10 protein-coding genes are annotated in these 12574 nt (G+C 68.2%); 1 reads left to right on the top strand and 9 read right to left on the bottom strand.

The features are described from left to right. Nucleotides 1-79: 79 nt before the first annotated feature. From MQH31_RS06710 to dut, 8 genes are all read right to left on the bottom strand, one after another. Nucleotides 80-1057, bottom strand: coding sequence for an aldo/keto reductase (locus MQH31_RS06710; RefSeq protein WP_243011392.1), 978 nt, complete (start codon nt 1055-1057; stop codon nt 80-82). A gap of 162 nt (nt 1058-1219) precedes the next feature. Next, complete coding sequence (locus MQH31_RS06705; protein ID WP_243011391.1) at nt 1220-2128, bottom strand: NAD-dependent epimerase/dehydratase family protein; 909 nt, start codon at nt 2126-2128, stop codon at nt 1220-1222. Between the two features lie 45 nt (nt 2129-2173). After that, a complete protein-coding gene (gene dxs, locus MQH31_RS06700; protein WP_243011390.1) occupies nt 2174-4165 on the bottom strand; it encodes a 1-deoxy-D-xylulose-5-phosphate synthase in 1992 nt (663 codons plus the stop codon). Between the two features lie 103 nt (nt 4166-4268). Then, entirely contained in the window at nt 4269-7088 is a 2820-nt protein-coding gene (gene acnA, locus MQH31_RS06695) for an aconitate hydratase AcnA (protein ID WP_308196427.1), read from the bottom strand. Nucleotides 7089-7275: 187 nt separating this feature from the next. Beyond that, nucleotides 7276-9654 carry an HAD-IC family P-type ATPase gene (locus MQH31_RS06690; protein WP_243011389.1) on the bottom strand — a complete coding sequence of 793 codons (2379 nt, stop codon included), beginning with the start codon at nt 9652-9654 and terminating at the stop codon, nt 7276-7278. A gap of 37 nt (nt 9655-9691) precedes the next feature. Continuing rightward, nucleotides 9692-10480 carry a DUF3159 domain-containing protein gene (locus MQH31_RS06685; RefSeq protein WP_134532062.1) on the bottom strand — a complete coding sequence of 263 codons (789 nt, stop codon included), beginning with the start codon at nt 10478-10480 and terminating at the stop codon, nt 9692-9694. Between the two features lie 27 nt (nt 10481-10507). Continuing rightward, nucleotides 10508-11137, bottom strand: a complete 630-nt coding sequence (locus MQH31_RS06680; protein WP_134532064.1) for a DUF3710 domain-containing protein — start codon at nt 11135-11137, stop codon at nt 10508-10510. Further along, on the bottom strand, nt 11134-11622 hold the full coding sequence (gene dut, locus MQH31_RS06675) for a dUTP diphosphatase (RefSeq protein ID WP_241975954.1): 489 nt from the start codon (nt 11620-11622) through the stop codon (nt 11134-11136). Before dut ends, MQH31_RS06680 begins: the two co-directional genes overlap by 4 nt. Nucleotides 11623-11660: 38 nt before the next feature. Here dut and MQH31_RS06670 point away from each other — a divergent pair, with 38 nt between their 5' ends. Continuing rightward, on the top strand, nt 11661-12116 hold the full coding sequence (locus tag MQH31_RS06670) for a DUF3093 domain-containing protein (RefSeq protein ID WP_243011388.1): 456 nt from the start codon (nt 11661-11663) through the stop codon (nt 12114-12116). A 9-nt stretch (nt 12117-12125) separates the two neighbouring features. On the opposite strand, the gene MQH31_RS06665 is transcribed toward MQH31_RS06670, so the two are convergent. Further along, nucleotides 12126-12419, bottom strand: a complete 294-nt coding sequence (locus tag MQH31_RS06665; RefSeq protein ID WP_134447980.1) for a DUF4193 domain-containing protein — start codon at nt 12417-12419, stop codon at nt 12126-12128. Between the last annotated feature and the right edge of the window lie 155 nt (nt 12420-12574).

The following is a 12574-nucleotide window of genomic DNA, read 5'->3' as shown; positions in this document are numbered from 1 at the left end:
CAAGGCACCCTCGTCGAATCGGCGAGGGTGCCTTGTGCGGAAACTCGGGCGGGACGCGCCAGGGGTTACAGTCCTGGGGCTACAGGTTGACCGGAGACATGTCGGCGTAGCGGTCGCCGACGGGGGCGTCGAGCGCGCCGAGGGTGGCGAGCTGCGCATCCGTGAGGTTCAGGTCCCCCGCTGCGACGTTCTCCTCGAGACGGGCAACCCGCTTGGTGCCGGGGATCGGGGCGATATCGTCGCCCTGGGCCAGCAGCCAGGCGAGCGCCACCTGGGCGGGGGTCGCGTCGAGTTCGGCGGCGACGGCAGCCACCTGTTCGACGATGCGGATGTTGGCGGCCAGGTTCTCCCCCTCGAATCGCGGGTTCGAGCGACGGAAGTCGCTCGCGTCGAGCTGGTCGAGCGACCGGACGGTCCCGGTCAGGAAGCCGCGGCCGAGCGGCGAGTACGGCACGAAGCCGATGCCGAGCTCGCGCAGCAACGGGAGGATCTCCTTCTCGGGTTCGCGGCTCCACAGCGAGTACTCGGTCTGCAGGGCCGTCACGGGGTGCACGGCGTGGGCGCGACGGATCGTCTCCGGTGCCGCCTCCGAGAGCCCGTAGTGGCCGATGACGCCCTCCTCGATGAGCTCGGCCAGGGCGCCGACGGTCTCCTCGATCGGGACGCCCGGGTCCATTCGGTGCTGGTAGTACAGGTCGATTCGGTCGGTGCCGAGCCGGGCCAGCGAGCCCTGAACCGAGAGACGCACGTTCTCCGGGCTGCCGTCCATGCCCCTGCTTCCGTCGCCCCGGTGCAGGATCGTGCCGAACTTGGTCGCGACGACGACCTGGTCGCGCCGGTCGGCGAGTGCTTTTCCGAGGAGTTCCTCGTTGAGGTACGGCCCGTAGATCTCCGCGGTGTCGAAGAGGGTGACGCCGAGGTCGATCGCGCGGTGGATGGTGCGAATGGACTCCGCCTCGTCCATTCCGGCTCCGGAATAGAAGGCGGACATGCCCATGCAACCGAGTCCGAGCCGGGAGACGATGAGGCCGGTGCTGCCGAGAGTGATGTTCTTCATGCTGGGGAAACCCTTTCCGATTCTGAATAGAGAGAGGTTTTGTAGTCGATCGAGTCGAGGCTGCTGCAACCCTAAAACCTCGAGCGCGCTCCACGTCAAGCGGGATCTTCTTCATCCAGCCGGCGCCCAGGTTCGCGGTCGGTTTCGCGGTGAGTTACGCGGTCAGGGGTGGCGGATGCCGGTTCCGGCGAGGATGGCCCGGTAACCCTCCCGATAGCCCGGGTATTCGAAGCAGAATCCGCTCGCGAGCAGGAGGGCGTTGCTGCAGACCTTGTCGCCGCCGCGCGGCCCGGCCGCGCGACCGGGCGCGGTCACGGTGGCTGCGGGTGTGCCACCGTCGGCGGCGGTGGCGCTCGCGCTCGCGCCGGCACCCGGATCCGGAACTCCCAGTTCGGCGGCGAGGAAGCCGAGCACGTCGCCCCGCGGAACGGGTGCGCTGTCCACGCCGAGGTACAGAGATGCCGGCTCTCCCGCCATCGTCATGAGGTGCACGATGGCCGCGGCCGCGTCGTCCCTGTGGATCCGGTTGGTATGCCTCGCCAGGCCGGAGACGGAGGCCGTCCCGTCCCTGACCTGCCGGATCAGGAGTTCCCTGCCCGGCCCGTAGATTCCGGAGAGGCGCAGCACGACGGCGCCGGGAACCCTCGACCGCAGCAGGTCTTCCGCCTCGAGCAGCACGGCGCCCGTCGCCGACGCCGGCAGCGCCGGCGTGGTCTCGTCGACCAGGCTTCCGTCGTCGACGCCGTACACGGCGGTCGAAGACACGAGCAGGAAGCGGCTCGGGCTCGCGTCCGTCGCGTCGAGGGCGTCGAGCAGGTTGCGCAGCCCGTCGACGTATGAGCTGCGGTAGGCATCCGCCGTCGCGCCGGCCGCGGCGATGGCGACGATGACGATGTCGGTTCCGACGGGGATGACGGGCCGTTCCCTGCTGAGATCGACGGCCTGGCCCTCGATGACGGCGGGAAGCACTCCCGGCGACCGGCGCAGCCCGACGACTCGGTGGCCGAGAGCCGCGAACCGCAGGCCGGCCTCGGTGCCGAGGTCACCGCAGCCCGCGATCAGTACCGTCATCCGTGCTCTCCTCGCCGGATCTCGCGCGTGCTCATTCTGAGCGGGTCACTCCGCGCGGCCGCGGCGAACCGGCAGTGAGCCAGTATCCGTCTGAACGGCCGAGTCGGTCTGGTCGTTCGGGTCCGCAGGCACGGCGGGGAGGGGCCGTGCGTGCGGGAGCTTGCTGCCGAGCACCATCGCCACGACGTCGCGGGCGATGTGCTGCGGCGTGAGGCCGACCCGTTCGAGGATCTCGGCGCGGGTGCCGTGGGCGAGGAATTCGTCGGGCAGCCCGAGTTCGGTGACGGCCGTGTCGACGCCGGCCGCGCGCAGGTCCTGGCGGATGCGCGTTCCGATTCCCCCGACCCGGATGCCGTCTTCGATGCTCACGACGAGGCGGTGCTCCGCTGCGAGCCCGATGAGGCTCCTGGGCACGGGCACGACCCAGCGCGGGTCGACGACGGTCGCGCCGATTCCCTGGGCGGACAGGCGCTGGGCGACGTCGAGGCCCATCGCGGCCATCGGGCCGACCGTGACGATGAGCACGTCCTTCTGGGCCGATTCGAGCAAGACGTCGACGCCGTCGTCCAGGCGGGTCACGGCGTCGAACTCGACGCCGGTGCTGCCCTTCGGGAACCGCAGCACGGTCGGTCCGTCCTCGACGGCGATCGCCTCGCCGAGCTCCTCACGGAGCCGGGTCGAGTCGCGCGGTGCTGCGAGGCGGATGCCGGGAACGACCTGCAGGATGGCCAGGTCCCAGATGCCGTGGTGGCTCGGCCCGTCGGGGCCCGTGACACCCGCCCGGTCGAGGACGAAGGTCACCCCGGCCTTGTGCAGTGCCACGTCCATCAGGACCTGGTCGAATGCCCGGTTGATGAAGGTCGCGTACAGGGCGACGACGGGGTGCAGCCCGCCGAAGGCGAGGCCGGCCGCGCTCGTCACGGCGTGCTGTTCGGCGATGCCGACGTCGTGCACCCGGTTCGGGAAGCGTTCCGCCATCCGGTGCAGCCCGGTCGGGCGCAGCATGGCCGCCGTGATCCCGACGATCCGCGGGTTCTCGGTGGCGAGGTTCAGGAGTTCGTCGGAGAACACCGAGGTCCACGACGGCGCGCCGGGCGTCTCCGTCGACTCCCCCGTCTCCGGGTCGATCTGGCCGACGGCGTGGAACTGGTCTGCGGTGTCCTGCATTGCGGGGTCGTAGCCCTTGCCCTTCTGGGTGATCGTGTGCACGATCACCGGGGCCCCGTAGTTCTTCGCCTGCTGGAGCGCTTCGAGCATCGCCTCCATGTCGTGCCCGTCGACCGGGCCGATGTACTTGATGTCGAGGTTCGAGTAGAGCGCCTCGTTGTTGGAGAAGCGCGCGAGGAAGCCGTGCAGCCCGCCGCGCACGCCGCGGAAGAACGCGCGGGCAGGTGCGCCCATGTTGTCGAAGGCCCTGCGGCTGCTCAGGTATGCCGCGTGGTAGCTGCTGCGGGTGCGCACCGTGTTGAGGAACCTGGCCATGCCGCCGATCGTCGGCGCATAGGAACGGCCGTTGTCGTTGACCACGATGATCAGGCGGCGGGTGTTGTCGTCGCTGATGTTGTTGAGCGCTTCCCAGGTCATGCCGCCGGTGAGCGAGCCGTCTCCGACCACCGCGATCACGTGCCTGTCGCTCTGTCCCGTCATCTCGAACGCACGGGAGATGCCGTCCGCCCAGGACAGCGAGCTCGAGGCGTGCGAGCTCTCCACAATGTCGTGCACCGACTCGGAGCGTTGCGGGTACCCGGCGAGGCCGTCCTGCTGGCGGAGGCCGCTGAAGTCCTGACGGCCGGTCAGGAGCTTGTGCACGTACGTCTGGTGCCCGGTGTCGAACACGATCGCGTCACGGGGAGATTCGAAGATCCGGTGGATGGCGATGGTCATCTCGACCACGCCGAGGTTCGGACCGAGGTGCCCGCCGGTCTTGGAGACTTCGCTGACGAGGAAGCCGCGGATTTCGGCCGCGAGCTGCACGAGTTCGTCGAGCGAGAGGCGGTCCAGGTCACGCGGACCCGTGATGGTCTCCAGCAGGCTCATCGGCAACACCTTTCGAGTACGACGTCGCGGGCAGAACGGAGCCGGCGCGTAGCTTCAACAACAGTTGAGTCTACGCGCCGGTCCCGAACTGCAACCCTGAGGGTTATGCGACCAGTGATCGAAGAACGTACTGCAGGATGCCGCCGTTCCGGTAATAGTCGGCCTCACCGGGCGTGTCGATGCGCACGACCGCGTCGAATTCGACGGTGGCCTTGCCGGCGGCCGAGTTCTCGCTCGGGGAGGCGGTCACGTGCACCGTCTTCGGGGTGACGCCGGCGTTGAGCTCCGTCAGGCCCGCGATCGAGACGACCTCTGTGCCGTCAAGGCCCAGGGACGCCCAGCTCTCGCCTGCCGGGAACTGCAGCGGCACGACACCCATCCCGATCAGGTTCGAGCGGTGGATCCGCTCGAAGCTCTCGGTGATGACGGCCTTGACTCCGAGGAGGCTGGTTCCCTTGGCCGCCCAGTCCCTCGAGGACCCGGAGCCGTACTCCTTGCCGCCGAAGATCACCAGCGGGATGCCGGCGGCCTGGTAGTTCTGGCTGGCGTCGTAGATGAACGACTGCGGGGCGCCCTCGACGGTGAAGTCGCGGGTGTAGCCGCCCTCGACGTCGTCGAGGAGCTGGTTGCGCAGCCGGATGTTGGCGAAGGTGCCGCGGATCATGACCTCGTGGTTACCCCGGCGCGATCCGTAGGAGTTGAAGTCGCCGCGGGCGACGCCGTGCTCGACGAGGTAGGCGCCGGCGGGGCTGTCCGCCTTGATGTTGCCCGCCGGGCTGATGTGGTCGGTCGTGACCGAGTCGCCGAGCTTCGCGAGGACGCGGGCGCCCACGATGTCACTCACCGGAGTGGTCTCGAGGGTCATGCCGTCGAAGTACGGGGGCTTCCGCACGTAGGTCGACTCGCTGTCCCACTCGAAGACCTCGCTGTCGGGCGTCGGCAGGGAACGCCAGCGCTCGTCGCCTTCGAAGACCGCGCCGTATTCCTTGGTGAACATCGCGGTGTCGATCGAACTGTCGATCGTCGACTGCACCTCGGCGGAATCCGGCCAGATGTCCCTGAGGTAGACCGGGTTGCCTTCGGTGTCGTCTCCGAGCGCATCCGTCTCGAAGTCGAAGTTCATCGAACCGGCGAGGGCGTATGCGATTACGAGCGGCGGGCTCGCGAGGTAGTTCATCTTGACGTCGGGGCTGATCCGGCCTTCGAAGTTGCGGTTTCCGGAGAGCACGGCCGTGACGGCGAGGTCGTTCTCGTTGATGGCCGCGGAGACCTCGTCGATCAGCGGGCCGGTGTTGCCGATGCAGACGGTGCAGCCGTAGCCGACCGTGTAGAAGCCGAGGGCCTCGAGGTCGCCGGTGAGGCCGGCCTTCTCGTAGTAGTCCGTGACGACCTTGGAGCCGGGCGCGAGGGTCGTCTTGACCCAGGGCTTGCTCGTCAGGCCCTTTTTCACGGCGTTGCGGGCGAGCAGGCCCGCCGCGAGCATGACGCTCGGGTTGGAGGTGTTCGTGCAGGACGTGATCGCGGCGACGGCGACGGCCCCGTGGTCCAGGGTGTAGCTGGCTCCCGCGGCGGTCTCGATCGCGACCGGGGTGGAGATGGTCCTGGGCGGGTGGCTGACGTGGGTGTGCGAGATCGCGTGGGCGCTGTTCTCGTCCTGTGCGGTGAACCCGATCGGGTCGGATGCGGGGAACGTCGCCTCGACTGCGGCATCGACCTGGGACAGGTCCTGGGTCGCGTAGCTCTGCAGGTCGGTCTCGAACTGGTCCTTGGCGCGGCTGAGCTCGACACGGTCCTGGGGGCGCTTGGGTCCGGCGATCGAGGGCACCACGGTTCCGAGGTCGATCTCGAGGTACTCGCTGAAGACGGGTTCGCGGGCCGGGTCGTGCCAGAGGCCCTGCAGCTTCGCGTATGCCTCGACGAGGGCGACCTGCTCCTCGCTGCGGCCGGTGAGGCGCAGGTAGCCGAGGGTGACGTCGTCGATCGGGAACATTGCGGCGGTCGAGCCGAATTCCGGGCTCATGTTGCCGATGGTCGCCCGGTTGGCGAGGGGGACCTCCGCGACGCCCTCACCGTAGAACTCGACGAACTTGCCGACGACGCCGTGCTTGCGGAGCATCTGCGTGATCGTGAGGACGACATCCGTCGCGGTGACGCCGGTCGGGATGGAGCCGGTGAGCTTGAAGCCGACGACCTTGGGGATGAGCATGGAGACGGGCTGGCCGAGCATGGCCGCCTCTGCCTCGATGCCGCCGACGCCCCAGCCGAGCACGCCGAGGCCGTTGACCATCGTCGTGTGCGAGTCCGTGCCGACGCAGGTGTCCGGGTATGCCTGCAGCACGCCGTTGACGACGCGGGTCATCGTGACGCGGGCGAGGTATTCGATGTTGACCTGGTGCACGATGCCGGTTCCCGGCGGGACGACCTTGAAGTCGTCGAAGGCGGTCTGGCCCCAGCGGAGGAACTGGTAGCGCTCGCCGTTGCGCTCGTATTCGATCTCGACGTTGCGCTCGAGGGCGTTCTCGCTGCCGAAGAGGTCCGCGATGACCGAGTGGTCGATGACCAGTTCCGCGGGGGCGAGCGGGTTGATCTTGTTCGGGTCGCCGCCGAGTTCGGCGACGGCCTCCCGCATGGTCGCGAGGTCGACGATGCAGGGCACTCCGGTGAAGTCCTGCATGATCACGCGGGCCGGCGTGAACTGGATCTCGGTGTCGGGTTCACTCGTGGGAACCCAGGCGCCGAGCGCACGGATGTGATCGGCCGTGATGTTGGCGCCGTCTTCGGTGCGGAGGAGGTTCTCCAGCAGCACCTTGAGACTGAACGGCAGCAATTCGTAACCCTGCACCGAGTCCAGGCGAAAGACCTCATAGTCTGTCGCTCCGACGCGGAGGGTGTCCTTGGCTCCAAAACTGTTTAACGCAGACACGATGCCCTCTCCTTTGTGGAAACTGACGGGAATCCGTCCGCAGTCCCCAATCCTGACGAACGGACCAGCGCCAGGCCAGCAAGGGTATCCTAACCGGCGGCGTCACCGAACGATGCCAACGCCAAACTATCTTGACGTAGAGATAACTCTAGCAGGGAGCCGATGCCCGGTCTTCGTCGAGAATGCCCTATTCGCGGTCGAAGACGAGGCCGGTGCGTCGCGCGTACCGGTACATGAGCTCGATGCCCGCCGCTCCGAGGGCTCCGACGCCGATCCCGAAGAGCAGGGGGAGGTCGAGCCGCACGTCGATGACGAAGAACACCCTGCTGAACGGGATCGTGCACGCGAGCACCATGGCGGCGGCCATCCCCGTGACGAGGGCGAGGCGGGGCCCGGTGAGCGGCCGGGCGAGCACGCAGAGGATCCAGAGGGAGACGACGAAGAGGGAGATGGTCGTGACGCTCCGCGCCTCGTGGAGCGGGATCCTGCCGTGGAGGACGATGAAGGTCACGAGTGCGGTCGCGGCGGCGATGGCGCCGGTCGGCACGGCGTAGCGGATGATGCGGCGCAGGACGCCGGGGGTGTAGATCCGCCGGTTGGGCGCGAGCGCGAGCACGAATGCGGGGATGCCGATCGCGAGGCCGGAGACGAGGGTCAACTGCCGCGGCAGGAAGGGGAACGGCAGGGCGAGCAGCGACGTCGTGAGCGCGATCAGGATGCCGTAGACCGTCTTGGAGAGGAACAGGTTGGCGACGCGTTCGACGTTTGCGATGACCCGGCGGCCGAGGCCGAGCACCTCGGGGAGGCGGTCGAAGCGATTGTCGAGCAGGACGAGACGCGACGCTGCCTTCGTCGCCGGCGTCGCGGAACCCATCGCGATGCCGAGGTCGGCATCCTTGATCGCCATCGCGTCGTTGACGCCGTCTCCGGTCATGGCGACCGTGCGCCCCTCTCCCTGCAACAGGGCGACGGCCGTCCGTTTCTGTTCCGGGCTCACGCGTCCGAACAGGCTCGCGGTCGTCAGCGCCGCGGCGAGGGCCTCATCGTCGGCGAGCTCCGCCGCGTTGATGGTCTCACCGCCGACGCCGAGCTGGCGTGCGATCGCCGCGACCGTCACGGGGTTGTCCCCGCTCATCACGATCACGCGCACCCCCTGCGCCGCAAAGTACCGCAGCGTCTCCGCGGCGTGTGGTCGCACGGATTCCCGGAACACGACGAGGCAGACCGGCTCGAGAACGCATTCCTCGGGGTCGACCGCGCCATCCAGGGCCGCCGTGTCGGCCAGGCGCACGAGTGCGAGGGTGCGGCGACCCTCCGCGGCGATGACGGATGCCGCGGCGAGCGATTCGGGGTGCGCCGCGAGCAGCCGCTCGGGAGCGCCGAGAAGCCAGGATGCCGCGGCGCCCGGGCCTGCGAGGGTCAGGCCGCTGAACTTGCGGGCGGAGCTGAACGGAAGCCGAGCGCTCACGACGGCCTGGCCCGGGTCGAAGTGGGAACCGAGCGCCCGCGCGGTGAGGTTGGCGGCGTCATCCGTGCCGAAGACGCCGAGCACGAGCCGCGCATCCGCTTCGTGGGCGGCGGACTGCACGACGAGCCGGTCGAACTCGAGCTTGCCGCTTGTCAGGGTTCCGGTCTTGTCGAGGCAGAGCACGTCGACGCGGGCGAGCACCTCGACGGCGGCGAGTTCCTCGATGAGGACCTTGTGCCTGGCGAGCTGAACCGCGGCGAGGCCGAAGGCCAGGCTGATCAGCAGCACGAGCCCTTCGGGAATCATGCCGACGACGCCGGCGACCGAGTCCCGCAGGGCGCTCCGCCACGGCCCGTCGATCCCGGTGAAGAGTGAGTCCAGACCGCCGTATGCCGCGATCCGGCCGATCAGGGTGAGCAGGATCACGGGGCCGAGCAGCCAGGACAGCACGACGAGGATCCGGTTGGTCGCCGCCCGCAACTCGGAGTGCACGAGGGAGTGCCGCCGGATCTCGGCGGTGAGCCGGTTCGCGTACGACGCGGCGCCGACGTGCGTCAGCCGTGCGTACCCGGAGCCGCCCGAGACGTACGAGCCGGACAGGAGCTCGTCCCCGACGACTTTGACGACGGGATCGGACTCCCCGGTCAGCAGGGATTCGTCGGCGACGAGATCGTCGCCCTGGAGGACAACGGCGTCCGCAGGGATCTGGTCACCCGGCCGCAGGATGATCACGTCGTCCTGGACGACGAGTCCGAGCGGGACGATGTGCGCCAGGCCGTCACGCTTGACCGCGACTTCGGGGATGGCCAGGAGAGCGAGGCGGTCGAGCACGACCTTGGCCCGTACCTCCTGCACGATCCCGATGAGCGCGTTGGCGACGACGATGATGTAGAACAGGCCGTCCCGGTAGTCACCGAGCACGGCGACCGCGATGAAGCAGACCGTGAGGATCGCGTTGAACAGGGTGAAGACGTTCTCGCGCAGGATGTCGGCGATGGTGCGCGACGTGGGCTGGCCGGCATCGTTGTCCCTGCCGTCGGCGAGTCGTTCGGCGACCTGGGTAGTGCTCAGCCCGTCGAGCGGGATTGTTTCGCTCATTGCTCGAGGCCGGTCACGCCGCTGCGGCAGTCATGGATCAGTTCCCGGTTCCACCGTCGGCCGGCGGGTTCGGACGGTAGACCGACCGCACCATGAGCCACGACACGATGAGGAGCGGCGCGTACAGCGGGATGCCCATCAGGAGCTTCGTCGCGCCAAGCCAGGCGACGTTCCCCGTGTAATAGAGGGGCAGTTCCACGGCGAGGCGCAGGAGGAACAGACCGGCCCAGAGGACGGTCAACAGGGTCAGCACCCGGCGCTTCGACGGGTCGGACCGCCAGTTCACGCCGTCACCGACCAGGAAGCCGACGGCGAGGCCGATGAGCGGCCACCCCACGACGATCGAGATCACGAGAGCTCCGCCGTACGCTCCGTTGATCCAGAAGCCCGAGAGGTAGAAGTCCTCCGGCTTACCGGAGAGCAGGGCGAGCACGGCGCTGATGCCGATGCCGACGAGCCCGCCGACCGCCTGCGTCACCGTCTGCCTGGCCATGATTCGCAGCCCGGCCATCACGACGCCGATCACGATCGGGGCGACGAGGGACGGAATGAGGTCGCGGGTCAGGGTGTACGTCACGAGGAAGACGAGTCCGGGCACCACTGCCTCGACGAGGCCGCGGATGCCGCCCATCGCCGCGAGCAGGGCGTGGCCGCTGATCGGCGCCCCCTCCGCCGCTGGCGAGAAACCGGCACGCCGGGCCGCGGCCGCCATGCTTTCGGCGAACACGGCGTTCGGCGCGGCCACCGCAGGATCCGGCTGCGTCGGGTCCGGCCCGGTCGGGTGCGGGGTCTCCCGCTCGTCGCGGGAGGCTGGGTTGTCCGTCATGTCGGGGCGATCTTCCTGGCGGTCGGGTCAGGCGTCTGCGGGCTCTGCGGGGCCGGCGGGCGTGACCGGCATGCGCAGCGGGATCAGGTCGCGCGGCGGCATCGGTGCGGACCCCCGCACGACGACGATGCTGCGGAAGAGGTCCTCGATCTGGGCGGCGGCGTCCGGGTTGATGGCGCCTTCGCCCGCGATCACGCCGCGGAGGAACCAGCGGGGCCCGTCGACGCCGATGAAGCGGGCGAGCCTGCTGGTTTCGGAGGCGTCCTGGCCGGTCGCGACGGGGATCTCGGCGACGAGCTCCGGTCCGAACGGGCCTTCGCGCAGGGTCGTCGTGCCGCCCTGCTTGCCGATCTGGTCCGCGATCTGGTCGCGGATCTCGTGCCAGAGGCCGCTGGACCGGGGTGCGGCGAACGGCTGCACCTGCAGGGTCGAACCGGCGTAGTCGAGGCCGATGGCCACGACCCGCTTGCTGCCCTCTTCGATCTCGAGGCGCAGGTGCAGGCCCTCACGCGGGAGCACCTTGACGCCGCCGAGGTCGACGTACGGTCGAACCGGGTTCGCCTCGCTCTCGTCGAGGGGTCCCTCTGTCTCGCGGTCCTCTGGCGCCGACTTCGGCAGTGGTTCCGGGAATTGGTCCGCATTCGCGACGTCGGTCACGGGGTGTCTCCTGACATTGGTGAGCCGGCGGGCTGCCGGCCGGTTCCCGTTTCACGCACTCCGGTCGATCCGAAACCGCCCTCGCCGCGCTGGCTGTCCGGCAGCCGGTCGACGGGAATGAAGGCGGCCCGGGAGACGGGGGTGACGATGATCTGGGCAATGCGATCGCCCACGGCGATCGCAAAAGATTCGGTCTGGTCGGTGTTGAGCAGCGACACCTTGATTTCGCCGCGGTAGCCGGCGTCGACGGTACCCGGCGAGTTCACGATCGTGATGCCGTGCTTGGCCGCGAGGCCGCTGCGGGGCACGATGAACGCCGCGTAACCGTCCGGGAGGGCGATCGACACGCCGGTGCCGACCAAGGCACGCTCACCGGGGGCGAGGACCAGCTCATCCGCAGAGTGCAGATCGGCTCCGGCGTCGCCCGGATGCGCGTACCGCGGAACGATGGATGCGGTAATCAACACTTCGACGCTTTCTGCCACGTGTCGAGGGTAGTGCAGAAGTCTGATCGAATAGAGCCATGCCTGAATATCGTGAAAAACTCTGGGCCTCACCAGCCCCATTCCTCGCGACCGCCCTGCTGATACCGGCGAGCATCCTCGTTTTCGCACCGATCTCGATGTTCTGGGGAATCATCGTCGCCATCGTGCTCTACGGCGCCGCTGTCCTCACTCTGCTGCTGACGGCTCCCGTCGTGTCCGTGACGGACGGTGTCTTCACGGCGGGTCGCGCGCGAATAGCAACGGAGCTCGTCGGGGAGGCCGTTGCGTTCGAGGCTTCGGAAGCGACGCTCGAACGCGGGCGCAGGCTCGACGCGCGGGCCTGGTTGTTGATCAGGGGCTGGATCGGCCCCGTTGTTCGGGTACCGATCGAGGATCCCCAGGATCCGGCACCGTACTGGCTCATCTCGACACGTCACCCAACGACGTTGGCCGCCGCGATCAATGGATCACGACGGCCGGCATCAAGTAACTAAAACGCGCTTTTAGGAGTCGCACTCCAGGCAGACCGGGCCGAGCTTGGTCTCGTGCGACATCTGCGAGCGGTGCTTCACGAGGAAGCACTCTACGCAGGTGAATTCATCGGCCTGCGGGGGCAGGACGACGACATCGAGGTCGAGGTCGGACAGATCGGCACCGGGTAAATCGAACCCACCGGGGTTGTCTGAGTCGTCTACATCCACGACGCCAGACATCTTGTCCGGTACGCGCTCCTTGAGGGCCTCAATCGACTCAGAGTCGTCTTCGGACTTTCGGGGTGCGTCGTAATCGGTTGCCATGCCCATCCATTCATTTAATGCCGATTAACGAAATCAGCGGGCACAGTTTGCAACAATCCCGAAGGAATAGCAAACCGCCGCCGCTGATTACTTCGGCTGAGTGGTCAACTTACGGCACGCCCGGCGTATTCCCCGGAATGAGGGGCGTTCCATGA

This window comes from Cryobacterium zhongshanensis (assembly GCF_022760445.1).
GTDB classification, from domain to species: domain Bacteria; phylum Actinomycetota; class Actinomycetes; order Actinomycetales; family Microbacteriaceae; genus Cryobacterium; species Cryobacterium algoricola.
Note: the sequence above shows the minus strand (reverse complement) of the source record. Positions and strands in the feature narration are given on the sequence as shown.